Annotated in this window: 21 protein-coding genes; 8 read left to right on the top strand and 13 right to left on the bottom strand. The window is 68.1% G+C overall.

Features of this window, described 5'->3' with window-relative positions; translation table 11 throughout:
• Positions 1–2 precede the first annotated feature (2 nt).
• The 5 genes from fabD to PMI12_RS06900 all read right to left on the bottom strand — a co-directional run bounded on the left by fabD (position 3) and on the right by PMI12_RS06900 (position 4,053).
• The gene (fabD, locus tag PMI12_RS06920; protein WP_007830469.1) at positions 3–956 is read right to left on the bottom strand and encodes an ACP S-malonyltransferase; all 954 of its coding nucleotides are present in this window, start codon (positions 954–956) and stop codon (positions 3–5) included.
• Positions 957–1,009: 53 nt separating this feature from the next.
• Positions 1,010–1,990, bottom strand: coding sequence for a beta-ketoacyl-ACP synthase III (locus tag PMI12_RS06915; RefSeq protein WP_007830468.1), 981 nt, complete (start codon positions 1,988–1,990; stop codon positions 1,010–1,012).
• Positions 1,990–3,087 (bottom strand): phosphate acyltransferase PlsX, encoded by a 1,098-nt coding sequence (gene plsX, locus PMI12_RS06910; protein WP_081502619.1) that lies wholly within the window; start codon positions 3,085–3,087, stop codon positions 1,990–1,992. Before plsX ends, PMI12_RS06915 begins: the two co-directional genes overlap by 1 nt.
• A gap of 61 nt (positions 3,088–3,148) precedes the next feature.
• Entirely contained in the window at positions 3,149–3,331 is a 183-nt protein-coding gene (gene rpmF / locus PMI12_RS06905; protein ID WP_007830466.1) for a 50S ribosomal protein L32, read from the bottom strand.
• 164 nt (positions 3,332–3,495) lie between these two features.
• Positions 3,496–4,053 (bottom strand): YceD family protein, encoded by a 558-nt coding sequence (locus tag PMI12_RS06900; protein ID WP_007830465.1) that lies wholly within the window; start codon positions 4,051–4,053, stop codon positions 3,496–3,498.
• 82 nt (positions 4,054–4,135) lie between these two features.
• Here PMI12_RS06900 and PMI12_RS06895 point away from each other — a divergent pair, with 82 nt between their 5' ends.
• Genes PMI12_RS06895 through PMI12_RS06885 form a run of 3 tightly spaced genes read left to right on the top strand, consistent with a single transcriptional unit; the run spans position 4,136 to position 6,641 of the window.
• On the top strand, positions 4,136–4,717 hold the full coding sequence (locus PMI12_RS06895) for a Maf family nucleotide pyrophosphatase (protein WP_007830464.1): 582 nt from the start codon (positions 4,136–4,138) through the stop codon (positions 4,715–4,717).
• Positions 4,714–5,484, top strand: a complete 771-nt coding sequence (locus tag PMI12_RS06890; RefSeq protein WP_007830463.1) for an SAM-dependent methyltransferase — start codon at positions 4,714–4,716, stop codon at positions 5,482–5,484. Before PMI12_RS06895 ends, PMI12_RS06890 begins: the two co-directional genes overlap by 4 nt.
• A 2-nt stretch (positions 5,485–5,486) precedes the next feature.
• The gene (locus PMI12_RS06885; protein WP_007830462.1) at positions 5,487–6,641 is read left to right on the top strand and encodes an MFS transporter; all 1,155 of its coding nucleotides are present in this window, start codon (positions 5,487–5,489) and stop codon (positions 6,639–6,641) included.
• A gap of 4 nt (positions 6,642–6,645) precedes the next feature.
• Here PMI12_RS06885 and PMI12_RS06880 read toward each other — a convergent pair whose 3' ends face one another.
• Genes PMI12_RS06880 through PMI12_RS06865 form a run of 4 tightly spaced genes read right to left on the bottom strand, consistent with a single transcriptional unit; the run spans position 6,646 to position 9,821 of the window.
• Positions 6,646–7,662: a S49 family peptidase gene (locus tag PMI12_RS06880; RefSeq protein ID WP_007830461.1), complete on the bottom strand. Its 1,017-nt coding sequence runs from the start codon at positions 7,660–7,662 to the stop codon at positions 6,646–6,648.
• A gap of 1 nt (position 7,663) precedes the next feature.
• Complete coding sequence (locus tag PMI12_RS06875; protein ID WP_007830460.1) at positions 7,664–8,035, bottom strand: Rieske (2Fe-2S) protein; 372 nt, start codon at positions 8,033–8,035, stop codon at positions 7,664–7,666.
• A 9-nt stretch (positions 8,036–8,044) separates the two neighbouring features.
• The gene (locus PMI12_RS06870; RefSeq protein ID WP_007830459.1) at positions 8,045–8,716 is read right to left on the bottom strand and encodes an HAD family hydrolase; all 672 of its coding nucleotides are present in this window, start codon (positions 8,714–8,716) and stop codon (positions 8,045–8,047) included.
• Complete coding sequence (locus tag PMI12_RS06865) at positions 8,709–9,821, bottom strand: RluA family pseudouridine synthase (RefSeq protein WP_007830458.1); 1,113 nt, start codon at positions 9,819–9,821, stop codon at positions 8,709–8,711. Before PMI12_RS06865 ends, PMI12_RS06870 begins: the two co-directional genes overlap by 8 nt.
• A gap of 550 nt (positions 9,822–10,371) precedes the next feature.
• Between PMI12_RS06865 and PMI12_RS06860 the strand changes: the two genes are divergently transcribed.
• The gene (locus tag PMI12_RS06860) at positions 10,372–13,578 is read left to right on the top strand and encodes an Rne/Rng family ribonuclease (protein WP_007830457.1); all 3,207 of its coding nucleotides are present in this window, start codon (positions 10,372–10,374) and stop codon (positions 13,576–13,578) included.
• A gap of 212 nt (positions 13,579–13,790) precedes the next feature.
• Here the strand turns inward: PMI12_RS06860 and PMI12_RS06855 are convergent, their stop codons facing one another.
• The 4 genes from PMI12_RS06855 to hemC form a co-directional block, all read right to left on the bottom strand.
• Positions 13,791–15,074 (bottom strand): heme biosynthesis protein HemY, encoded by a 1,284-nt coding sequence (locus tag PMI12_RS06855; RefSeq protein WP_007830456.1) that lies wholly within the window; start codon positions 15,072–15,074, stop codon positions 13,791–13,793.
• A 105-nt stretch (positions 15,075–15,179) separates the two neighbouring features.
• Positions 15,180–16,280, bottom strand: coding sequence for a uroporphyrinogen-III C-methyltransferase (locus PMI12_RS06850; RefSeq protein WP_007830455.1), 1,101 nt, complete (start codon positions 16,278–16,280; stop codon positions 15,180–15,182).
• Complete coding sequence (locus tag PMI12_RS06845) at positions 16,277–17,050, bottom strand: uroporphyrinogen-III synthase (protein WP_007830454.1); 774 nt, start codon at positions 17,048–17,050, stop codon at positions 16,277–16,279. The genes PMI12_RS06850 and PMI12_RS06845 overlap by 4 nt, the downstream gene beginning before the upstream one ends.
• 16 nt (positions 17,051–17,066) lie before the next feature.
• Positions 17,067–17,972 carry a hydroxymethylbilane synthase gene (gene hemC / locus PMI12_RS06840; RefSeq protein ID WP_007830453.1) on the bottom strand — a complete coding sequence of 302 codons (906 nt, stop codon included), beginning with the start codon at positions 17,970–17,972 and terminating at the stop codon, positions 17,067–17,069.
• A gap of 104 nt (positions 17,973–18,076) precedes the next feature.
• Here hemC and ppc point away from each other — a divergent pair, with 104 nt between their 5' ends.
• The 4 genes from ppc to PMI12_RS06820 all read left to right on the top strand — a co-directional run bounded on the left by ppc (position 18,077) and on the right by PMI12_RS06820 (position 23,359).
• The gene (gene ppc / locus PMI12_RS06835; protein ID WP_007830452.1) at positions 18,077–20,920 is read left to right on the top strand and encodes a phosphoenolpyruvate carboxylase; all 2,844 of its coding nucleotides are present in this window, start codon (positions 18,077–18,079) and stop codon (positions 20,918–20,920) included.
• Positions 20,921–20,984: 64 nt separating this feature from the next.
• Positions 20,985–21,386: a GFA family protein gene (locus tag PMI12_RS06830; RefSeq protein ID WP_007830451.1), complete on the top strand. Its 402-nt coding sequence runs from the start codon at positions 20,985–20,987 to the stop codon at positions 21,384–21,386.
• A complete protein-coding gene (locus PMI12_RS06825; RefSeq protein WP_007830450.1) occupies positions 21,383–21,934 on the top strand; it encodes a hypothetical protein in 552 nt (183 codons plus the stop codon). The genes PMI12_RS06830 and PMI12_RS06825 overlap by 4 nt, the downstream gene beginning before the upstream one ends.
• Positions 21,935–22,111: 177 nt before the next feature.
• A complete protein-coding gene (locus tag PMI12_RS06820; RefSeq protein ID WP_007830449.1) occupies positions 22,112–23,359 on the top strand; it encodes an MFS transporter in 1,248 nt (415 codons plus the stop codon).
• Positions 23,360–23,368: the final 9 nt, after the last annotated feature.

Raw genomic sequence — 23,368 nt, 5'->3', positions numbered from 1 at the left:
GTTCAGCCGGCGAGCGATTGTCGGGTGTCCGCGAGCGTGGCCGGGTCGTACACCGACGCGGCTTCCAGATCGGGGGCGATGCGCTTCACCATCCCGGCCAGCACCTTGCCGGGACCGCATTCGATGATGGCGGCTATACCGCGCAGTTTCAAGGCCTGCACGCTCTCGACCCAGCGCACCGGGCCGGCAGCCTGCCGCACCAGGGCGTCGCGAATGCGGTTGGCATCGGTTTCAACGGCAACGTCGATATTGTTCAGCACGGGAATCTGTGGCGCGGCCAGTTCAATGGAAGCCAGCTTCTCGCGCAATGCTTGCGCCGCGGGTTTCATGAGGCTCGAATGGAACGGAGCCGAAACCGGCAGCAGCAGCGCGCGCTTGGCGCCGTTGGCCTTGAGCAGTTCGCAGGCCTTGTCGACCGCGGCCTTGCTGCCGGCGATCACGGTCTGCATCGGGTCGTTGAAATTCACCGCCTCGACGATTTCCGCACTGCCGGCGCCAAAACTGGCCGTGGCTTCCGCACACCCGGCCACTACCTTGCCCGACTCCATGCCAAGCACCGCAGCCATTGCGCCGACACCGACAGGCACCGCCTGCTGCATCGCCTGCGCGCGAAAACGCACCAGCGGCGCAGCCTGCGCGAGCGTGAGCACGCCCGAAGCCACCAGCGCGGAATACTCGCCAAGCGAATGGCCGGCCACGGCGGAAGGCGTCGCGCCTCCCTCTGCCAGCCAGGCACGCCACGCGGCCACGCCGGCAACCAGCATCACGGGCTGGGTGTTGGTGGTGAGCGCCAGCTCTTCCTTGGGACCATTCTTGATCAACGCACCGATGTCTTCGCCGAGCGCTTCGGAAGCTTCGCGAAGCGTTTCGGCCACAGCCGGATGATCGCCCCAGGCGTCGAGCATGCCGACGGCCTGCGAGCCCTGACCCGGAAAGACAAAAGCAAAGGATTTCATTGTTTCAAGCGTCATCTTGCATCGCAGCACCCTCTTCCGGGCGCTGCAACGCACTACAGATTCAACAGCACCGCGCCCCAGGTGAAGCCGCCGCCCACGCCCTCGAGCATGAGTGTCTGGCCCTTTTTCACCTTGCCGGAGCGCACGCCCTCATCGAGCGCCAGCGGAATCGATGCAGCGGAGGTGTTGCCGTGCTCGTTCACCGTGACGATCAATCTCTCGCGCGGAAGCTTCAGCTTCTTCGCCGTACCTTCCATGATGCGGATGTTGGCCTGGTGCGGGATGAGCCAGTCGATATCGGCATCGGTCTTGCCGGCCTTGGCCAGCGTGGTGCGCGCAGCTTCCTCGAGCACGCGCACTGCGAGCTTGAAGACGGCCTGGCCATCCATGTGCAGCAGCGGCGTGCCCAGCACGTTGCCGCCGGACACGTGGCCCGGCACGCAAAGAATGCCGACGTGCTTTCCGTCCGCATGCAGGTCGCTGGCCAGGATGCCGGGCTCTTGACTGGCTTCGAGCACCACCGCGCCCGCGCCGTCGCCGAACAGCACGCAGGTGGTGCGGTCATTGAAGTCGAGGATGCGGGAGAACACTTCGGCGCCCACCACCAGTGCGCAGCGCGCGGAGCCGGTGCGGATCATCGCGTCGGCAACGGTGAGCGCATAGACGAAGCCGCTGCAGACCGCCTGGACGTCGAATGCCGGGCAGCCGGCAATGCCGAGCTTGTTCTGCAGGATGGCGGCCGACGACGGGAACACCATGTCGGGGGTCGAGGTCGCGACGATGATCAGGTCGACGTCGCTGGCCTTGCGGCCGGCGGCTTCCAGGGCGTGCCGGGCCGCTTCGAAACCAAGGTCGCTGCTCGTGACGTCCGGCGCGGCGAAGTGCCGCGCATGGATGCCGGTGCGTTCGACAATCCATTGGTCGGAGGTTTCGATGCCGCGCGTCGCCAGATCCTTGGCGAGATCGTCATTGGTCACGCGGCGTGGAGGCAGGTAGCTGCCGGTGCCGGTAATGCGTGAGTAAGGAGGGGTCATCAAACGTGAAGGGCCGTCGCGTCGACCGGCGCCGCCGGGTCCTGCCGCGCGAGCAAAGGCGCGGCGTGGGCGATGCGGGCCCGCACGCGATCGAGCAGGTTGTTGCGAGCGGCATCATAAGCGCGATCCAGCGCATGGCCGAAAGCCACTTCGTCAGCCGAGCCATGGCTCTTGAAAACCAGGCCACGCAGGCCCAGCAGCGCTGCACCATTGTACCGCCGATGATCCAGGCGAGTTTTAAATGCTTTTAGGACCGGATAGGCAACAATTGCAGCAAGTTTCGTGAAAACGCTTCGCGAAAACTCGACTCGAATGAACTCGCCAATCATGGAGGCCACGCCTTCGCTGGCCTTCAAAGCCACGTTTCCGACGAACCCGTCGCAAACGACGATATCGGTGGTGCCCTTGAAGATATCGTTGCCTTCCACGTTGCCGTAGAAGTTCAGATCCTTGGAATTGGCAGCCGTACGCAGCAGTTGGCTTGCTTTTTTGATGGTTTCGCTGCCCTTGATGGCTTCTTCGCCAATGTTGAGCAAGCCGACCGAAGGCGCCTCGTTACCGGTCAACGCCGAGACCAGCGCCGAACCGAGCACCGCGAACTGAAGCAGGTCCTCAGCATCGCAATCGACATTTGCGCCCAGGTCGAGCACCGTTGTCGCCCCGCCCTTCGCGTTCGGCAACTGTGGCGCGATGGCCGGGCGGTCGATGCCTTCCAGCGTCTTGAGCAGATAGCGGGCAATTGCCATCAAGGCACCGGTGTTGCCGGCCGAGACCGCTGCCTGGGCAGCGCCGTCCTTTACCTGCTGGATTGCCACGCGCATCGAAGAGTCTTTCTTCTTGCGCAGGGCGATTTCAATCGGGTCGTCCATGCCCACCACTTCGCTGGCAGCGACGATGCGGGCACGCGGATGCGCGGCAAATCCCGCCAGCGCGGCCGGCGCACCGACCAGCAGCAACGAGGCCTCGCTGTGCCGCTCGAGAAATGCGCGGCAGGCCGCGAGCGTGACGCGCGGCCCATGGTCGCCCCCCATGCAATCCACGGCGAGCGTGATTGCGGAAGGCGCAGCAGTGATTTCGGGAGAAGAAGGCGTAGCCATCAAAACAAAGGCCCGACGCTACGGCAGAAGTAGCTTCGGGCCTTGGCCTTGGGATGCGGAATCAGGCTTCGGACTTGTTCTTGAGCACCTGGCGGCCACGGTAGAAACCGTTGGGGCTGATGTGGTGGCGCAGGTGCGTTTCGCCGGTGGTCGGCTCCACGGCGATGCCGGGAACGACCAGCGCATTGTGGGAACGGTGCATGCCGCGCTTGGAAGGCGACTTCTTGTTTTGCTGGACGGCCATGATGGCTCCTGGACTGTTAGGTGAGTGATTGGATGCGGGCTCAAGCGGTGGCAATACAGAAACTTCAGCGGCATGTATGGAATGCCCCTCTCGTTGCTACCTGTATCGCTGCTCACGGCGGCGCGCGCGAAGCCCACGATTATAGCCCAGCCGGCAGGAAAGAGCTATTTCCCATCTTCCGGCTTGCGCGAACGCAACGCACCGAGCACCGCAAAAGGGTTCGGCTTGGCCTCTTCGGCCGCCTTGAAGTCTTCGTCGCTGGACGAAAGCTGTACCGGCGTCGGGCAGACATCGTGGGCGGGCATGACGGGGATTTCCATCAGCAGTTCGTCCTCGATCAGGGCGTGCAGGTCGAAATCCCGGCTTACGACGAGCAGGTCTTCCTCGGATTCCTCGTCCTGCGCCTCGGCGGTGGCCTCATCGGCCACGAAGCGGAACCAGCGATCCACCGACAGCAGGGAATCGACGGGCGACAGGCAGCGCTGGCAAACCAGTGGCACCACGGCTTCGGCCTCCAGGTGCAGCCAGGGCGTTGCCTTGCCATCCGCGCCGGGGCGTTCTTCCCCATGGGCCGCCCACCGGACCAGCGCATCGGGCGCCGGAACGGCCAGTTCGGCGGCCAGGCGTTCGTAGTCAGGAACCGGGTCGGTGGCTTCCAGGGTGGCGGCAGCGGCGGCAAAGCCCGGCACATTGAGCCGTTCGGGGGCAAATTCTCTCTTCATCCGCGGCAGTCTAGCGCGCCGGACGTTCCCCCGGCGCGGGGCATGGCGGAGGGTCTTGAGCGGCTCACGCACAATCGTCCCCATGCAACGCACCGTGATCCTCGCCTCGACCTCGCGCTACCGCCGCGAATTGCTCTCCCGCCTGCGCCTGCCCTTCGATGTGCACTCGCCGGAAGTCGATGAAACACCTCTTGCCGGCGAAACACCGCATGACCTCGCCGTTCGCCTCGCGCTGGAAAAGGCGAACGCCGTGGCCGCCCGCTTTCCCGACGCCGTGGTCATCGGTTCCGACCAGGTGGCCGACCTGGCGGGCGAAGCGCTCGGCAAGCCCGGCGACCATGCCCGCGCCACCGCCCAGCTGCGCCGCATGCGCGGCCAGACGCTGATCTTTCAGACAGCCGTGGCCGTCGTCTGTCACGCCACCGGCTTCGCCCAGCGCGACATCGCACCCGTGCGCGTGGTGTTTCGCGACCTCACCGACACCGCCATCGAACACTATCTGCAAGCCGAGCAGCCCTACGACTGCGCCGGCAGCGCCAAGAGTGAAGGCCTGGGCATCGCATTGCTGAGCGCCATCGACAGCGACGACCCGACCGCACTGGTCGGCCTGCCGCTGATCCGCACCTGCCAGATGCTGCGCGCCGCGGGGGTCGATCTGCTGTGACACGACAAAAGGGCAAGCTCTACCTCGTACCCGCGCCGCTCGACTTCGGCTGCGATGTGCAAGCCCCGCTGCAGGACGCCCTGCCGCTGGGCACGCTGCAGGCGGCCGCCGGCATCACCCACTGGATCTGCGAGAACGCGAAGTCCGCGCGCGCCTACCTCAAGCGCATCGACGCAGTCGCACCGCTGGCTGCACCACTGCAGGCTCAAGCCATCCAGGAGCTGCCGCGCGAAGTGCACAAGAAAGGCGATCATGCAGGCCAGTTCGATGCCCGCCCCCTGCTGGCCGACGCGCTCGAAGGCCACGACATCGGCCTGCTGAGCGAAGCCGGCATGCCGGCGGTGGCCGATCCGGGCTCCTCGGTGGCGCGCGCCGCTCACGACCTGGGCATCACGGTGGTGCCGCTGACCGGCCCCGTTTCACTGCTGCTGGCGCTTGCAGCAAGCGGGCTCAATGGCCAGAACTTCGCCTTTGTCGGCTACCTGCCGCAGGACGCCGTGGAACGCCAGACCCGCATCCGCGAGCTCGAAGCGCTCGCGCTCAAGTCCGGCCAGACGCAGCTGTTCATCGAAACGCCCTACCGCAACGCCGCGCTGCTGCAGGCGCTCGTGCAGACCCTGCAGCACAACACCCGGCTCGCCGTGGCGCGCGGCCTGACGCTCGCCACTGCCCACGTGCGCAGCGAGACGATCAAGTCCTGGCGCGCCGCCAAGCCGCAAGCCACGACAGACGAACGCCTGCCCGCCGTGTTCGCCATCGGCCGCTGACGATGGGCGGCGTTACCGCAGCCACGCGCTGGGCATCGCGCGCGCAGTTCTTTTGCGCCGGCTTCATCTTCGCGACCTGGGGCGTGCACGTGCCGACGGTCAAGGCGCACTACGGCATCGACGAGGCGCAGCTCGGCCTGGCGATGCTCGCGGCCGGTGCCGGCGCGATGTTCGGCCTGACCAGCGCGGGCCGCTGGATCGGACGCCACGGCCCGCGCCGCGTGGCCGGCATCTGCGGCTGCATCTACGCGCTGCTGCTGGCCGGCCTGATCGCGATGCCCGGCTATGCCGCCCTGCTGGGCCTGCTGGCCGCCTTCGGCCTCGTGACCAGCGTGTTCGACGTGTCGATCAACACCGAGGCGGCGCAGCTCGAACTGCACGGAGACGCGCCCTTGATGAGCGGCATGCACGGCATGTTCAGCCTGGGCGGCATGGCCGGCGCCGCGAGCGGCAGCGCCGCGCTGGCAGCCGGACTCGGCGCGCAGGCGCACCTGCTGCTGGTCGCCGCAGCAATGGCGCTGCTCGTCGCCGCGGCCTCGACACGCATGCTGCCCAGAGCCGCCACCAGCGGAGCCACCGAGGCCGATCATGGCTTCCTGCTGCCCCGCGGCGCACTCGCGGTACTGGGCGTGCTGGCCGCGCTGGGACTGATCGCCGAGGGCGCCATCTACGACTGGAGCGTGCTCTACATGCAGCAGGAAATCGGCAGCCCGCAACAACAGGCCGCGCTGGCTTATGCGAGCTTCTCGGCCGCAATGGCGGCGGCGCGTTTCGGCGGCGACGCGATGCGCGCCCGCTTCGCACCAACCACCCTGCTGCTCGGCAGCGGCCTCCTGGCAGCGCTAGCGATGACGCTGGTACTGGCCACCGACCTGCCGTGGCTGGCGCTGATCGGCTTCGCGGGAGTGGGCGTCGGCTTTGCGAACGTGGTGCCGATCCTGTTCTCGGCTTCGGCGAAGGCGCCGGGCATCGAGCCTGCGCGAGGCATTGCATCGGTCTCGGCCCTGGCGTACCTGGGATTCATGGCAGGCCCGGCGGCAATCGGGCTGCTGGCGCGGGCGACCTCGCTGACTGCGGCGCTCTATGTGGTCGTGGCCTTCGCCGCGGCGCTGGCGGCGTCGGCGCGCTACACCGCCAGCGGCGAGAACAACAAATAGAAAATCAGCGCAGGGCCGGAGCCGTGTGCATGAGGCGCACCGTGGTTTCGGCCATCGCGGCGCCGAATTTCTTGGCCAGCTTCTCGGCCACGTTGTCGCGCCGCGTGTAGTCGATCACCTCTTCGGCCTTGATGACTTCGCGCGCCACGAAGTCGACGTTGCCCAGCTGGTCGGCAAGGCCGAATTCGACCGCCTGCTCGCCGCTCCAGAACAGGCCGCTGAACAGGCCCGGAGTGTCGAGCTTCAGGCGGTCGCCGCGGCCGGCCTTGACCACGTTGATGAACTGCGTGTGGATCTGGTTCAGCATCGTCTGCGCATGGGCGCGCTGCGCATCGCTCATCGGGCTGAAGGGATCGAGGAAGCCCTTGTTCTCGCCGGCGGTCAGCAGGCGGCGCTCGACGCCAACCTTCTCCATCACGCCCGTGAAGCCGAAGCCGTCCATCAGCACGCCGATGCTGCCGACGATGCTGGCCTTGTCGACGAAGATCTTGTCGGTGGCAGCAGCGATGTAATAGGCAGCCGAAGCGCAGGTTTCCTCGACCACGGCATAGACCGGCTTCTTGTACTTGGCCTTCAGGCGCTTGATCTCGTCGTTGATGATGCCGGCCTGCACCGGACTGCCGCCAGGCGAGTTGATCAGCAAGACCACGCCCTTGGCGCCCTCGTCCTCGAAGGCCGTCTTCATCGCAGCGACCACGAATTCCGCGCTCGCATCCCCGCCGTTGGCGATTTCGCCCTTGATCTCGACGACGGCCGTGTGGGCCGTGGTCTTGGCCGCGCTCGGCGTGCCGCGCGAGAGCGCGAACCACGCCAGGAAGACGAAGAAAGCCAGCCACGACAGGCGTACGAAGGTCTTCCAGCGGCGCGTGGCCCTCTGTTCGTTCAGCGAAGCGAAGGCGAGCTTTTCGAGCGTGGCGCGCTCCCATCCGGGGCGCTGCGTGGGATCTTTGGCCATGTTCTTGGAGGGGGCCGGCTCAAATGGCTCGAACCCTTCGGGTTCCGTTCGGTTCGGGTCGGTCATGTCAGAAGGTCAGGGGGTGAAGGTTCCAGTCAGTATGCCAGTGCACCACGCCGTCATGCTCGCTCAGGGCGATCTTCACGAGGCCACCGCGGCATGGGCCGCCCATGCATTCACCGGTGTCGGGCTTGTAGACCGCGCCGTGCGTGGCGCACAGCAGCCACTGCCCGGTGTCGTCGAAGAAGCGGTCGGGCTGGAAGTCGAGCTCCATCGCGACATGGCTGCACCGGTTGAGAAACGCATGCGGCCGCCCCTCGAAACGCACCGCGAAAGCGCGGCATGTTTCCCCGCCGTAGACCACGTCGAAAGGCACGGCCAGGCCACCTTCGACCAGGTCCGAGGCATTGCACAGCGGAATGCGTTCTTCGTCGCTCATGGCGGGGTCTCAGGCGTTGTCGAGAAGCCAGGCTTCCAGCCCGGCCACCGAATGCGCGATGTGCAGCGGCTTGAATTCGTCGAAGCTGGCCGGTTCGTGCGCGCCGTAGCTCACGCCCACGCTGGCGGCGCCCGCGTTCTGGGCGAGCTGCAGGTCGTGCGTGGTGTCGCCGATCATCAGGGTGCGTTCCGGCGGCACGTCGAGTTCTTCCATCAGCTCCAGCAGCATGCGCGGATGCGGCTTGCCGAAGGTTTCGTCGGCCGTGCGCGAGGCGTCGAAGCGGTCGCGCAGCGCGACCGACCTGAGCGCTTCGTTGAGGCCGCGGCGCGACTTGCCCGTGGCCACGGCCAGCTTGTGGCCGCGCGCGCGCAGCGCATCGAGCATCTGCAGCACGCCGTCGAAAAGCACGAGGTCGTCCTGGTGCTGGAGGTAGTGATAGCGGTAGCGCGCGCCGAGTTCGGCATATTTTTCCTTCGGCACGTCGGGCGCCGCGCGGGCGAGCGCCTCGGCCAGGCCCAGGCCGATCACCCAGGCGGCGTCGTTCTCGCTCGGCTTGGCACCACCGACGTCGATCACCGCCGCCTGGATGCAGCGCACGATCAGGCGCGTGGAGTCGTAGAGCGTGCCGTCCCAGTCGAAGGCGATCAGGTCGAAGCGAAGGGGGCTGGGGGAATCAGTCATGGAGCGTCGGAACGGGGTGTTGGGCCAGTGCCTCGAGGGCAGCAGGCGGCATGAGCGCGTGCAACTCGGGCGGCAGGCCGGCCTGCAGCGCCACGCGATCACCGCTGGCCGGGTGGTTGAATTGCAGCCGCCAGGCATGCAGGAACATGCGCTTGAGGCCGAGTTTCTGCAGCGCACGCTGACGTTCGGACTCGCCGTATTTGTCGTCGCCCGCAATCGGATGGCCGGCCGACGCGAGATGGACGCGGATCTGGTGCGTGCGGCCGGTCTTGATCGTCACCGCAAGCAATGACAGCGGCGTGGCATCCCCCGGCAGCGACAACCGTGCCAGCACGCGCACCAGCGTGACGGCGCGCATGGCATCCGGATGGTCCTTGGCGACCACGCGCACACGGCGCTCGCCGGCGCCCGCACCGGAGCCGTCGGGCAGCAGATATTTGGCGAGCGGCGCATCGAGCACCTTCTTGTTGGCGGGCCAGGCTCCCTCGACCAGCGCCAGGTAGGTCTTGCCGGTCTCGCGTTCGCGGAACTGGTCCTGCAGCGCGACCAGCGCGCTGCGCTTCTTGGCGACCAGCAGGATGCCGGAGGTTTCGCGGTCCAGCCGATGCACCAGTTCCAGGAATTTGGCGGCGGGCCGCGCCGTGCGCAATTGCTCGATCACGCCAAAGCTCACGCCGCTGCCGCCATGGACGGCCACGCCGGCCGGCTTGTCGATGGCCAGCACGGCATCGTCTTCCAGCAGCACCGGAAACTCGCGCGCCGGTGCGGGCGGGGCCGCGCCCTCTTCCGCGCGGGGCGAGATGCGGATCGGCGGCAGCCGCAGCACGTCGCCCACCTCGATGCGGGTTTCGGCCTGCGCCCGGCCCTTGTTGATGCGCACCTCGCCGGACCGGATGATCCGATAGACGTGCGTCTTCGGGACGCCTTTCAGATGGCGGAACAGGAAGTTGTCGAGCCGCTGCCCGGCAGATTCGGCGTCGACCGTGAGGAATTTGATGGCCGAATGCGGCGCCCCGGTTTGGGTTGGGGCTTTTGGGTCTGCGGGATTTGGAGCAGCCGCCGGGCCCTGCTTCGCACCTATAATGTTTTTCACCAGCGCGGTCATGTAAGTGCTTGATTAGACAGAAGTTTAGTCCACTGCCATCAAATACCCAGGACAGCGCTGCGAGGTCGATGCCGCTTTGGCGCCGAGCTGCAAACCCCGCGCAATGGCGCAAAGTGGCAGACCAGGCACCCAAGTCAAGCCGACACCCACGAAACACCGATACGGAATACCCAGCCTGCAGCTTCCAAGCTGCCGGCGGATCGAAGCGAGTCCCTTGTTGTGTTGATGCTGCTGATTCAAATGTGCCTGCGCTGGCCGACCTGGTTTCGACCAGCGGCCTCAGGCATTGAATCGTCTGCGGCGCGCGCCACCCTTGCGCAACCGGCTATCAAAAAGATAGCCACTCAACACCGAATCTGGCTCGCGCCCATCCACGCGCCCCCACCCCGGCTGTCTTCTTGAGCTAAAGCTCGAGAGGCCTGCTCGCGCTTGGCGCGGCAGTCACAGCATCCGGGGCCCAAGCGGCAATTCCCCTGGTTTCGCGGGCGTCGTCCGTGCATCGTTGGCTCGTCAAGAGCCGGTAGAACGATACATATAAGGACAACGCATCATGAAGCGGATGCTGATCAATGCCACGCAGGCCGAAGAACGCCGCCTGGCCATCGTCGACGGGCAGAAACTGCTCGACTACGAAATCGAAATCGAAGGGCGCGAACAGCGCAAGGGCAACATCTACAAGGCGGTCGTGACCCGCGTCGAGCCCTCGCTCGAAGCCTGTTTCGTCGACTACGGCGAAGACCGCCACGGCTTCCTGCCGTTCAAGGAAATCTCCAAGCAGTACTTCGCCGAAGGCGTGTCGGCCAGCCAGGCCCGCATCCAGGACGCGATCCGCGAAGGCCAGGAACTCACCGTCCAGGTCGAGAAGGAAGAACGCGGCAACAAGGGCGCAGCCCTCACCACCTTCATCTCGCTGGCCGGCCGCTACGTCGTGCTGATGCCGAACAACCCCCGTGGCGGCGGCGTCTCTCGCCGCATCGAGGGCGACGACCGCGCCGAGCTCAAGGAGGCGATGGACCAGCTCGAGTACCCCAAGGGCATGAGCATCATCGCGCGCACCGCCGGCATCGGCCGCATCGCGTCCGAACTCCAGTGGGACCTGAACTACCTGCTCAAGCTCTGGAGCGCCATCGACGGCGCGGCCAAGGGCGGCAAGGGCGCCTTCCTGATCTATCAGGAATCGTCGCTCGTCATCCGCGCCATTCGTGATTACTTCAATCACGACATTGGCGACATCCTGATCGACACCGACGATATCTACGACCAGGCGCAGCAGTTCATGGCGCACGTTATGCCCGAGCATGCCGCCCGCGTGAAGCGCTACCGCGACGACGCGGCGCTGTTCAGCCGCTTCCAGATCGAGCACCAGATCGAATCGGCCTACGCACGCACCGTGCAGCTGCCCTCGGGCGGCGCCATCGTGATCGACCACACCGAAGCGCTGGTCTCGGTCGACGTGAACTCGGCCCGCGCTATCAAGGGCGGCGACATCGAAGAAACCGCCACCCGCACCAACCTCGAAGCCGCCGACGAAGTGGCCCGCCAGATGCGCCTGCGCGACCTGGGCGGCCTGATCGTCATCGACTTCATCGACATGGACGAGTCGAAGAACCGCCGCGAGGTCGAAAGCCGCCTGCGCGACGCGCTGCGGCAAGACCGCGCCCGTGTGCAGTTCGGCTCGATCAGCAAGTTCGGCCTGATGGAAATGAGCCGCCAGCGCCTGAAGCCCGCGCTCAGCGAAGGCTCGTCGATCCCCTGCCCCCGCTGCGGCGGCTCGGGCCACATCCGCGACACCGAGTCGAGCGCGCTGCAGATCCTGCGCATCATTCAGGAAGAGTGCCTGAAGGACAACACGGCCGCCGTGCACGTGCAGGTGCCCGTGGAAGTCGCCTCGTTCCTGCTGAACGAAAAGCGCCCCGAAATCGCCAAGATCGAACTCAAGCAGCGCGTCACCGTGCTGATGGTGCCCAACAAGACGCTCGAAACGCCCAACTACAAGCTCGAGCGCCTGAAGCACGACGATCCGCGCCTCGACCACATCGAGGCCAGCTACAAGATGGCCGACGAGATCGAAGACCCGACCTCGGTCACGCGCCGTTCGCAGGAGCCCACCAACAAGCAGACGCCGGTGATCAAGGGCGTGCTGCCCGACGCTCCCGCGCCGGTGGTGCCACCCAAGCCCGAAGCGGTGCGCACGCCTGTCGCCGCGCCCGCGCCGGTCGCTCCACCCGTGGTGAGTGCGCCGGTTCCGGCGCAGACCGGCTTCTTCGGCTGGATCAAGAACCTGTTCGGCAGCACGCCGGCACCCGCTGCAGCACCTGCGCCGGCTGCGATTCCGGTCGAGGCGCCGAAGCCCCGCCGCGACGGCCGTCCGGGCCGCGATGGCGAACAACGCGGCGGCGCACGTGACGGCGAACAGCGCCGCGGCGGCCGTGGTGGCGAAGGTCGCGGTGAAGGCCGTGGCGAGAGCGGCGGGCGCTCCGGTGGCCGCGATGGCGAACGCCGTGGTGGCCGTGGCGGCGAGCGCCGTGAAGGTCGAGAAGGTCGCGAAGGTCGTGGCAGCGAGCAGCGCAACGACGGCATCAACCAGCCGCGTGAACAACGCGAACCGCGCGAGCAGCGTGAGCCCCGCGAGCCGCGTGAAGCGCGCGCACCGCGTGACGGCGAACAGCGCCGCAACGGCCGTGGCGAGCGCCGCGAAGGCGAAGGCCGTGAAGGCCGCAACAACGCGCCAGTCGAGGCCCTCGACGGCAACATCAGCCTGGAAGCCCAGCAACTGGCATCCGGCGCCGTCGCAGGCGACGAAGGCAACGCAGTTGAACGCGCACCCCGCGCCCGCGGCGAACGCCGTGAACGTGGCGAGCGCAATGAGCGTGGCGAACGTGCTGAACGCGGCAACGACCGTGGCGGCGAACGCGCCGAGCGCAACAGCGACAACGGCCAGCCGCGCGGCGACGCGGCACCCGCTGGCGACGAAGCCGCACAAGGCGAGCGCCAGCCCCGCAACGGCCGCGACGAACAGCGCGCTCCGCGTGGTGACCGTGGTGGCGATCGTGGCGACCGCAACGACGGCCGCCGCGAACGCCGCAACGATGCGCCGCAAGCCGAAGCGGATGCACGCGGCGCCGAAGCCGCGGTTTCCGATGCAGCGCAAGGCAATGAAGCCATCAACGGCAACAACGAGCAGATGCCCCGCCGCGAAGGCGACGAGCGCCGCGGCCGTTCGCGCGACCGCTACGGCCGTGACCGCCGCGAACGCGGCCCGCGCGACGAAGCCGAAGCCGGCAACACGGCCGGCGCGCCGGTCGCCGAAGGCGCCGCGGCGGAAGCCCCGGAGTCCCGTCCGCAGCAGCAACTGCCGCTGGTGTCGGAACGTGCCGAAGCAGCTCAAGAAGTTGCCGCACCACAGCAGGTCCGCAGCGAGCGCCCGGCACCGGTGTCCGCACCGATCGTGGTCGAAAGCTCCAAGGCGCCCGCAGCCGCCAACGGCCGCGCACTGCCCAAGGTCCAGTCCTTCGAGCTGCCGCTGGCAGAACTCGCGCAGATCGCCGAGAACTCGGGCCTGCAGTGGGTCAACTCGGACGCCGAGCGCATCGCCCAGGCCCGCGCCGCCATCGAGGCCGAGCCGAAGCCGGTGCATGTGCCGCGCGAACGCCCGCCGGTGGTCGTGCTCGACGAAGGTCCGCTGGTGCTGGTCGAAACCCGCCGCGACCTCGGCTCGATGTCGCTGCCGTTCGAGCAGCAGCAACGCACGCTCTGAGCGACACACGCCCGCAACCAAAAACGGCGCCATCTGGCGCCGTTTTTTTATGCCTTGCAATGAGCCGGCAGCTCGCATCGCCGCGCGAATGCCATGGCTGGATCGCCGGGATATCTTCAGGGCGCGTCGGGCTACGACGCGGTCATGGCGGCCCGCTCGGGACTCCGGGAGTGCGCCCCGCCCGCGCTCATTGCACCCGCCGCTGCAGACGCTCAGCTGTTCTCGACCTGCGCCGCGCGCTTCCACGCCTCGGCAGCCTGCTCGGTGTCGTTGCGGTCTTCGGCCAGCCTGGCCAGTGCGAGCCAGGCGCGGCGGTACAGCTCGGTGTCCTGCAGTCCCAGGCCGGCCTGCGTCAGCAACTGCTGGGCCTTGCCCCACAGCTGGCGCTTCATGCAGGCCATGCCCGCAAGGTATTGCAGGTTCGGGTCGCGCGGGTTGTTGCGCTGTGCACTTTCAATGCGCGCCAGCCAGTCAGCGTCCACCGAATCGAGCCCGGCTTCGAGCGCGCGCGCGAGCTTGACGCGCAACGCGTCGCCCAGCCCACGCGGATTGGCCACCATGCGCTCCCAGGCCGGCAGCAGCCAGCCGCGTGCCAGCGCGAGGTCGCCGCGCAACGCGACCATGCGTTGTGCGGCATGGATCGCCACCTCGGGCATTCCGCGTTCGTTGGCATCGAGTTCGGTCCAGGCGCGAAGCAACTGCGCAGGATCGTGCGCGCCCGACAGCAACTCGGTCGCGAGGCCGCGCACGATGCTCTGCGCCGCGGCTTCCGAGAACGCCCGGTGCTTGGCCAGCAGGCGCGCGGTTTCGAGCGCCTCGAGCGTGCGGCGATCCTGCCGCGCCGCCTTGAGCCGCAGCCGCAGGGCCAGCGTGCGGCGCTGCGCGCCTTGCGGCAGCTCTTCGAGCCGCGCGAGCGCTGCCGCCGCATCGCGGTCTTCGAGCGCCCAGCGCGCCGCGCGCAGCTGCACGCCTTCACGCGTCTCCGGGCTGGCGAGCACGGCGCGGTCCACACTTTCGTTGAGGGCCTGCTGCAGATGCGCGTCGCGCGCCGGCTTGTCCTGCAGGGCCTGCGCGCTCTCGGCGGCCAGCAGGTGCGACAGCACGCGCACCTGCTGCGCCTGCGGCAGGCCGGCGCCGAGTGCCGCCAGCGTCTTCTCCTGCGTGAGCGCGGCCTGCGCGGCCTTGCGTGCGCGCGAGAAACGGCCCGCGATCAGCTGCACCATCGCATCGAGCAGCGCCGCATGCAGCGTGCGCTCCTTCTGCTGCAGCCGCCACTGGCGCGCCTGCGTCGGCAGCGAGAACAGCGCCGCCAGCGCCCGCAGCGCCGCGTGCAGCAGCACGAAGGCCACGAGCAGGATCACGAGCACGAGGTTCAGCGACAGATCGACGCGCCATGGCGGCCAGAACACGGTGATCGTGCCCTGGTTGTTGCCCGCGAACAGGGCGACCGCCGCGGCGACGGCGAACAGGGCGAGGAGCCAGATTGCGGCGCGCATGTCAGCGGTCGCCGCCGGGCCGCCCCAAGGCGAGCCGCGCCTTCCCCAAGGGGGACGGCGAATTACACGGAGCGAAGCAAGTGAAAAGCCGGTGGGTCATTCGTTCTAGCGCCCTGCGGCCGCGGTGGCCAGTGCCGCCAGCGTGTCGTCGATGCGCACCGGCTCGGTCGTCTTCAGCTGGGCCTGCAATTGCTGCAGCAGCGTGGCGGCAGCCTGGGTGCGGCGCGATGCGGGATCGAAATAGCGGTTGAGCGACGCGGTCACCTGCGACAGCTCGCTGCGCGTGGCTTCCATCTGCCGCGACAGCAGCGAAAGGCGCGCGTTGAGCAGCTTGAGCTTGAGGTTCTCGCGCAGGAAATAGGACTGCTCGGGCGCCAGCAGGATCGCCTCCGGGCTCTGGATGCGGCCGACGCGCACCAGCGAGCGGGCTTCGCCGCGCACCGTAAGCAGTGCGCGCTGCCACCACGGCGCATCGGCGGGAATCGGTTCGGCCTGCCAGGCGTTGGTGCCGTTGCCGCGCACGGCAACTGCGTTGAGCGTGGGCAGGTCGTCCACGCCGCGCATCAGTTCGTCGAGCTTCTGCAGCGCTTCGGCGCTGTCGGTGCTGACGCTGCTGCGCAAGCGGTCGGCATCGCGCTGCATGGCCCGCTGCAGGGGGGTCAACCGCGGCTGCGCGGCACGCGCGATGCGCACGTCGCCGGCCTTGAGTGCGGCCAGCAGCGGCTCGACGCTGCCCGTGACCTGTGCCTGCTGCAAGGCAAGGCGCACGGCCGAGTCGATATCGACCACGAGGTTCTCGTCGCGCGAACGCGAGAGGCTTTGAATCAGTTCTTCGAGCTGCGAGCGTTGCAGCGCGACTTCGGCCACGCGGGTTTCGACCAGGGCCACACGGGCCGAAGCATCGCGCACCGTGTCGCTCGCCTGGCGCGCCAGCGTGCGCGCCTCCATCGATTGCGCGATGGCGTCAGCGCTCTGGCGCGCCAGTTGCTCCTTCATGCCGCTGACCTTCTGCCACAGCGCGATCGCAATCAGCAATGCGGCCAGCGCCACGAGGGCCACCAGGCCGAACGCCATGCGGGAGAGAAGCAGCGCGCCCGCGGCCTGCGCGGCCGGCGTCTGGTGCGGTGCCAGCGTGGCAGGCACCGGCGCGGTGGCAGCGATTGGGGAAGAAGAGGAAAGATCGTCTGACGGGGACGCGGCGCTCATGCCAGGGATTCTATAGACGCGATCAGTGCATCCAGCAGCGGCGTGCTTACACGCAACGCCCCGAAACCCGCGGCCCGCGCGGCTTCGCCGATGCGTGCATGCGTGGCGACCGCGCTTGCGGCATGCCAGTCGACGCCAGGCATCGCCCGCTGGAGATTGCCGATGGCCTCGGAACTGCTGAAGAGCCAGATCGCGCGGCCCTCGGCACCATCGATGGCCAACTGGCGTTGTACGACGTCCAGTGATGGCGACAGCCGGCGGTATGCCACCACGGTGTCGCGATGGCCGCCCGCGGCATCGATCTCGTTGGCGAGCCAGTCGCGCCCCGTCGGTCGTCCGGCCTCGTCGCCGCCGCGCACGATCAGCACGCGCACGCCGGCCGATACCTGGGCCTGCACGCGCTCCCACAGCGCTTCGGAGTCGAAGCGCGTGGCTTCGGGCGGCGGCGCGTCGATGGACCCGGTCGGCACGCCGGCACGAAGCAAGGCGCGCGTGGTACCCGGGCCCGTGGCCCAGAAGCGGCATCCCGCCAATGCGCGGGCAGGCTCCCTGTGATGGAAGAAATGCTCGACGGCCGTGGCGCTCACGAACATCAGCGCCGAGTAGTCCGCGAGTTGCCGCCACGCCGTGCGCAAGGGCTCGGCATCGACCACCGGCTCGATCACGATGAGCGGCAGCGCGACTGCGTCGAGTCCCGCTGCGCGCAGGTCCCTCACCCATTGCACTGCCTCTCGCGCCGGCCGCGTGACGATGACGGGACGGGCGGTCATGCGATGACCACGGATGTCAGTGGGCTCCGGCGTCGCGCAGCAGCGCCGCGGCGCGCTGGCCGAGCGCGTCGGCCTCGGCGAAGCCGGCGGCGGGCGCCAACGCATGCACCTTCACCAGCGGCGCGTTGCCTTCCGGGTCGCCCCACGCTGCATCGATGCGCAACGCGCCATCGGCCTGCCATCGCGCGTGGGCCGCGAGCGGCATCGAGCAGCTGCCGCCCATTGCGCGGCTCACCGCGCGCTCGGCGGTGGTGGAAAGCCAGTCGCCGTCATGGGCCAGCGAGCCCAGCAGCCCGATGAGGTCGGTGCGGTCCGCGCGCACCTCGATGCCCAATGCACCCTGCCCCGCGGCCGGCAGCATGGTGTCGGGGTCGAAGGCCACGCGGATGCGGCTCTCGAGCCCCAGCCGCTTGAGCCCGGCCGCCGCCAGCACGATGGCGTCGTACTGTCCTTCGTCGAGCTTGCGCAGGCGGGTGTCGAGGTTGCCGCGCAGCGGTTCGATGCGCAGGTCGGGCCGCAGCGCGCGCAGCAGCACCACGCGGCGCAGGCTGGAGGTGCCGACCACCGCGCCCTGCGGCAGTGCGTCGAGCGAGTCGTAGCGCGGGGAGACGAGCGCATCGCGCGGGTCTTCGCGCTCCAGCACGCAGGCGAGCGCAAAGCCTTCCGGCAGGTCCATCGGCACGTCTTTCAGCGAATGGACCGCGATGTCGGCGCGTCCTTCTTCGAGCGCGAGTTCGAGCTCTTTCACGAAGAGCCCCTTGCCGCCCACCTTGCTGAGCGAGCGATCGAGGATCTGGTCGCCGGTGGTGGTCAGGCCGAGCAGGCTGACCGTGTGGCCCTTTTCTTGCAAAAGCGCCTGCACGTGTTCGGCTTGCCAGAGTGCCAGGCGGCTTTCGCGCGTGGCGATCACGATATTGCTCAAGACCTGTTCCAAAAGTACGTGTTCCAAACCCTTGGAATGCTAGCATGTTGCGCCGCAGCAACGCAGACGGCGCATCCATTCAAGAAGTCCAGGACCAACATCGAATGAAAGCCAGCAAGACCCCTTCTCCCCCCAAGCGCCGCCAGGCCGAAGACCAGCCGTTGATCGACGACATCCGGCTGCTGGGCCGGATCCTCGGCGACGTGATCCGGGAGCAGGAGGGAGACGAGACTTACGCGCTGGTCGAGAAGATCCGCACCTTGTCCGTGGCTTTTCGCCGCGATGCCGACCACGCCGCCGACCGCGCGTTGAAGAACCTGCTCAAGGGCCTGAGCGCGGCCGAGACGGTGCGCGTGATCCGCGCCTTCACCTACTTCAGCCACCTGGCCAACCTCGCGGAAGACCGTCACCAGATCCGCCGCCGCACCGAAACCGAGCGCGCCGGCGAAAGCGTCGACGGCGACCTGCAGACCGCCCTCGCCCGCATCCGCAAGGCCGGCGTGAAGCCCGACGAAATCGTTGCCTCGCTGGCCCACAGCTACGTCTCGCCGGTGCTCACCGCGCATCCGACCGAGGTGCAGCGCAAGAGCATCCTCGACGCCGAGCGCGCCATCGCGCAACTGCTCACCGCGCGCGACGAGATCAAGCTGCGCCAGAGCGCCTACGCCGGGGGAAAGGACGCGCTCACGCCACTCGAATTCGCCGAGAACGAAACGCAGATGCGCATCCGCGTCACGCAGATCTGGCAGACGCGCCTGCTGCGCTTTTCCAAGCTCACCGTGGCCGACGAGATCGAGAACGCGCTGAGCTACTACGAAGCCACCTTCCTGCGCGAGATCCCGCGCGTGTACGCCGACCTCGAAAAGGCCCTGGCCCAGGGCGGCCACACACCCTCGGTCGCCCCCTTCCTGCGCATGGGCCAGTGGATCGGCGGCGACCGCGACGGCAACCCCAACGTCACCGCCGAGACGCTCGAATACGCACTGAGCCGCCAGTGCGAACTGGCGCTGCGCTACTACCTCACCGAGGTGCACTACCTCGGCAGCGAGCTGTCGCTGTCGGCCACGCTGGTCGACGTATCGGTCGAGATGCAGGCGCTGGCCGAGCGCTCGCCCGACAAGAGCGAACACCGCAAGGACGAGCCCTACCGCCGTGCGCTCACCGGCGTGTATGCGCGCCTCGCGGCCACGCTGCGCGAGCTCACTGGCGGCGAGGCCGCGCGCCACGCCGTCGCGCCGCAGAACCCGTACGCCACAGCCGAAGAGTTCCTGGCCGACCTGCGCACCGTGGCCGAGTCGCTCGAAGAAAAGCACGGCACCGTGCTCGCCGCGCCGCGCCTGCTGCCGCTGATTCGTGCGGTAGAGGTGTTCGGATTTCACCTGGCCACAGTCGACCTGCGCCAGAGCTCCGACAAGCACGAGGCCGTGATCGCCGAGCTGCTGGCCACCGCGCGCATCGAGCCTTCGTACGCCTCACTGGCCGAAGAGGCCAAGCAGACGCTGCTGCTCAAGCTGCTCGACGACGCCCGCCCGCTGCGCGTGCCCGACGCCGACTACTCGCCGCTCGCGAAGAGCGAGCTGGCCATCTTCGCCGCCGCCCGCACCGCGCGTGCGCGCTATGGCGCAGCGGCCATCCGCCACTACATCATCAGCCACACCGAGACGGTGAGTGACCTGCTCGAGGCGCTGCTGCTGCAGAAGGAAGTGGGCCTGCTGCGCGGCGCAATGGCCACCAACGCGGTGTGCGACCTGATCGTGGTGCCGCTGTTCGAAACCATCGAAGACCTGCGCAACGCCGCGCCCATCGTGCGCGCCTTCTACGCGCTGCCGAACATCCAGGCGCTCATCGAACGCTCGGGCGCCGAACAGGACGTGATGCTCGGCTACAGCGACAGCAACAAGGACGGCGGCATCTTCACAAGCAACTGGGAGCTGTACCGCGCGGGCATCGCGCTGGTGTCGCTGTTCGACGAGCTGAACAAGAAGAAGGCCAACCCGATTCGCCTGCGCATGTTCCACGGCCGCGGCGGCACGGTGGGGCGCGGCGGCGGCCCGAGCTACCAGGCGATCCTCGCGCAGCCGCCGGGCACGGTGCGCGGCCAGATCCGCCTCACCGAGCAGGGCGAAGTCATCGGTTCTAAGTACGCCAACCGCGAGATCGGCCGGCGCAACCTCGAGACGCTGGTGGCCGCCACGCTCGAAGCCACGCTGCTGCCGCAGGGCAAGCTGGCGCCGGCCACCTTCCTCTCGGCGGCCGGCGAACTCTCGACCGCGAGCATGGCCGCATACCGCAAGCTGGTGTACGAAACCCCGGGCTTCGGCGACTACTTCTTCGGCTCCACGCCGATCCGCGAGATCGCCGAACTCAACATCGGTTCGCGCCCCGCGTCGCGCAACCCGAGCCACAAGATCGACGACCTGCGCGCGGTGCCGTGGAGCTTCAGCTGGGGCCAGTGCCGCCTGACCATTCCGGGCTGGTTCGGTTTCGGTTCGGGCGTGGAACAGTTCCTGGCCGCCGCCGGCACCGCCGCGGGCAAGAAGGAACGCGTGGCGCTGCTGCAGCGGATGTACGCGCAATGGCCCTTCTTCCGCACGCTGCTGTCGAACATGGACATGGTGCTGGCCAAGAGCGACCTCGCACTGGCGTCGCGCTACGCCGAGCTGGTTACGGACCGCAAGCTGCGCCAGAAGGTGTTCTCGATGATCGATGCCGAATGGCACCGCACGTCGGATGCGCTCACGCTCATCACCGGCGCGAAGCAGCGGCTCGAAGGCAACGCCGAGATGCAGCGCTCGGTGCGCCACCGTTTCCCCTACATCGATCCGCTGCATCACCTGCAGGTCGAGCTGATGCGGCGCTACCGCGCGGGCGACGGCGGCGAGCGGCTGCAGCGCGGCATCCACATCTCGATCAACGGGGTGGCGGCGGGGCTGCGCAACACGGGATGACGCATCCGGGGGAGAGGCGAAAGCGGGCATAGACTCGCTGCCCCAACACCCAAGAGAGATCGCCATGAAAGGCTCCTGCCTCTGCGGCACCGTCCGGTACGAAGCCGCCCGCCTCGCCGGGCCCATCGCCCACTGCCATTGCGCGACCTGCCGCAAGGCGCACAGCGCGGCATTCACCACGACCGCTCGCGTCGACAGGTCCGACTTCCGCTGGACCGCGGGCGAAGACGCCATCGGTTCGTTCGAGTCGACGCCCGGCAAGCTGCGCCATTTCTGCACCCGCTGCGGCACGCACCTCGTGGCCGAATGGGTGGCGCAGCCGCAGGTGATCCTGCGCCTGGGTTCGCTCGACGACGACCCGGGCCAGCGTCCAAGCGCGCACATCTGGACCTCGCACGAAGTGCCGTGGCTGGACCACGCTTGCGACATTCCCTCCTTTGCGGAAGCGGCACCGCCCAAGGCATGAGCACGAAGATCCAGTTCCGCCGAAAGGTCATCGTCGCCGTGCTGTTGTGCGTGGCCATCGGCGGCGCCGTCGTGCGGCACTACGCAGTACCCGGCTCCACCACCCGCGACATCGGCACGCTGCTGATGGTGCTGTGGGTGCCGATCATCGGCAACGTCATCGCGTGGCTCATCAGCAAGCGGCCACGCCGCGCGCCGCCGCCCGCGGCCGTGGCGCCACCGAGCTTCGACACGCTGGGTGCCTTCGCGCCGCATGTGCTCGCCGAGCTCACCTTCCGCAAGCCGGCCCTGCCCTCGCAGGACATTCCTATCGCGCCGGGCGAATACCGCTGCGCGCTGGTGATTGACAAGGAAGGTTTCTCGGCGCGCTGGGTCGTGCCGCCGGGCGATGCGCTGGAGCGCGGCAAGCCTGCGGCGCTGGAGATCGAGTTTCTCTCGCCGGCCATTGCCCAACCGAAGTTTCCGCAGGGTGCGGCCTTTCGCGTGCTGATCGGCGACTCGTTCATCGCCGATGGCCGGATATTGCAGCTGCGGCCAACGCTCACCTGAGCCGCGCCAGCGGGCATGCGGATGGCGATAGCCATCAAAAAGGGCCGATTGTTCGCCCTCGGGAAACTGACTACTGCTTCCCGGCCCCTATGTCGCGCACGCGACCGCTCGCACACTCGAATGCCTCTTCACCAGCATCGGCGAGTTCGTCGCCGGTGCTTCCAAGGACCGCATTCCATGATGAATTCACCCAGCAGCAACCCCTGCATCGACGAGCTCGCGAGCGCGGCGGCACCCGCACCGGCCTCGGCCTCCCGCTCCGCATGGCTTGCCGTCGGCTCCATCGCCGTCGGCACCTTCGCCATGGTCTCGACCGAGTTCATGCCCATCGGCCTGCTGACCGACATTGCGCGCGGGCTCAACGTGTCCGACGGCACGGCCGGCCTGATGGTCACCATGCCCGGCGTGCTGGCCGCCTTCGCCGGCCCGGCGCTGATCGTCGCTTCGGGCAAGCTCGACCGCCGCACCGTGCTGATCGCGCTCACCACGCTGCTGATCGCCTCGAACCTGCTCGCCGCCTTCGCGCCCAACTTCGCCACCATGCTGGTCGCGCGCCTGCTGCTCGGCTTGTGCGTCGGCGGCTTCTGGACCTTCGCACCCGCCGCCGCCACGCAACTGGTGCCGCATGCCTCGCAGGCGCGGGCCATGTCGTACGTGCTCGCCGGCGTGTCGGCCGCCACCGTGCTCGGCGTGCCGGCCGGCTCGTTCCTCGGCACGCTGTTCGGCTGGCGCGCCTCGTTCGCCGTGACCGGTGCTCTCGCCGCGCTCGTGCTGCTGGTGCAGCTGTGGCTGCTGCCATCGATTCCGCCGGTGCGCGCCATCGGCGCGCGCGACCTGCTGACGCCGCTCACGCGCCGCATGGCGCAGGTCGGCCTGCTCGCGGTGCTGTTCTTCATCGCCGGCCACTTCGCGGCCTACACCTACCTGAAGCCGCTGCTGCAGCAGGTGTTCGGACTGGCGCCCAACTCGGTGTCGACGCTGCTGCTCGTGTACGGCGCGGTGGGCTTCGTCGGCACCTTCCTCGGCGGCAGCCTGGTGGCGCGCAGCGTACGCGGCACCACCCTGCTGGCGGCGCTGATGCTCGCGACGGCGCTGCTGCTGACGACCGTGATCGGCTCCGGCTTCGTGCCCGGGGCAGTGGTGGTCGTGATCTGGGGCGTGGCCTTCGGCCTCATCCCGGTGGCGCTGACCGGCTGGATGATGGAAGCGGTGCCCGACGCGCCCGAAGCCGGCCAGGCCCTGCTGGTGAGCGGCTTCCAGGTGGCGATCGCCTCGGGCGCGCTGATCGGCGGCGTGACGGTCGACAGCTTCGGCATCTCCAGCGCGATGGTGCTGAGCGGCGTGCTGGTGCTGATCGCCGCGCTGATTGTCGGCACGCTGGGCCGGGCACGCGGCGGCGCGGCGCTGGCCGCCATTCCCGAATAACGAAAACCT

It is taken from the genome of Variovorax sp. CF313, assembly GCF_000282635.1.
Classification (GTDB): Bacteria; Pseudomonadota; Gammaproteobacteria; order Burkholderiales; family Burkholderiaceae_C; genus Variovorax.
This window is presented reverse-complemented; position numbering and strand designations above follow the sequence as displayed.

What these genes read in the sequence shown, in the direction of transcription:
- PMI12_RS06850 (WP_007830455.1), bottom strand. Translation starts at nt 16,280, where the DNA reads ATGAGCGCCGCGTCCCCGTCAGACGATCTTTCCTCTTCTTCCCCAATC.
- PMI12_RS06865 (WP_007830458.1), bottom strand. Translation starts at nt 9,821, where the DNA reads ATGACCGCGCTGGTGAAAAACATTATAGGTGCGAAGCAGGGCCCGGCG.
- PMI12_RS06915 (WP_007830468.1), bottom strand. Translation starts at nt 1,990, where the DNA reads ATGACCCCTCCTTACTCACGCATTACCGGCACCGGCAGCTACCTGCCT.
- fabD (WP_007830469.1), bottom strand. Translation starts at nt 956, where the DNA reads ATGAAATCCTTTGCTTTTGTCTTTCCGGGTCAGGGCTCGCAGGCCGTC.
- rpmF (WP_007830466.1), bottom strand. Translation starts at nt 3,331, where the DNA reads ATGGCCGTCCAGCAAAACAAGAAGTCGCCTTCCAAGCGCGGCATGCAC.
- PMI12_RS06875 (WP_007830460.1), bottom strand. Translation starts at nt 8,035, where the DNA reads ATGAGCGACGAAGAACGCATTCCGCTGTGCAATGCCTCGGACCTGGTC.
- PMI12_RS06900 (WP_007830465.1), bottom strand. Translation starts at nt 4,053, where the DNA reads ATGAAGAGAGAATTTGCCCCCGAACGGCTCAATGTGCCGGGCTTTGCC.
- PMI12_RS06870 (WP_007830459.1), bottom strand. Translation starts at nt 8,716, where the DNA reads ATGACTGATTCCCCCAGCCCCCTTCGCTTCGACCTGATCGCCTTCGAC.
- PMI12_RS06880 (WP_007830461.1), bottom strand. Translation starts at nt 7,662, where the DNA reads ATGACCGACCCGAACCGAACGGAACCCGAAGGGTTCGAGCCATTTGAG.
- PMI12_RS06860 (WP_007830457.1), top strand. Translation starts at nt 10,372, where the DNA reads ATGAAGCGGATGCTGATCAATGCCACGCAGGCCGAAGAACGCCGCCTG.
- ppc (WP_007830452.1), top strand. Translation starts at nt 18,077, where the DNA reads ATGAAAGCCAGCAAGACCCCTTCTCCCCCCAAGCGCCGCCAGGCCGAA.
- PMI12_RS06825 (WP_007830450.1), top strand. Translation starts at nt 21,383, where the DNA reads ATGAGCACGAAGATCCAGTTCCGCCGAAAGGTCATCGTCGCCGTGCTG.
- PMI12_RS06830 (WP_007830451.1), top strand. Translation starts at nt 20,985, where the DNA reads ATGAAAGGCTCCTGCCTCTGCGGCACCGTCCGGTACGAAGCCGCCCGC.
- PMI12_RS06820 (WP_007830449.1), top strand. Translation starts at nt 22,112, where the DNA reads ATGATGAATTCACCCAGCAGCAACCCCTGCATCGACGAGCTCGCGAGC.
- PMI12_RS06845 (WP_007830454.1), bottom strand. Translation starts at nt 17,050, where the DNA reads ATGACCGCCCGTCCCGTCATCGTCACGCGGCCGGCGCGAGAGGCAGTG.
- PMI12_RS06885 (WP_007830462.1), top strand. Translation starts at nt 5,487, where the DNA reads ATGGGCGGCGTTACCGCAGCCACGCGCTGGGCATCGCGCGCGCAGTTC.
- PMI12_RS06855 (WP_007830456.1), bottom strand. Translation starts at nt 15,074, where the DNA reads ATGCGCGCCGCAATCTGGCTCCTCGCCCTGTTCGCCGTCGCCGCGGCG.
- plsX (WP_081502619.1), bottom strand. Translation starts at nt 3,087, where the DNA reads ATGGCTACGCCTTCTTCTCCCGAAATCACTGCTGCGCCTTCCGCAATC.
- PMI12_RS06895 (WP_007830464.1), top strand. Translation starts at nt 4,136, where the DNA reads ATGCAACGCACCGTGATCCTCGCCTCGACCTCGCGCTACCGCCGCGAA.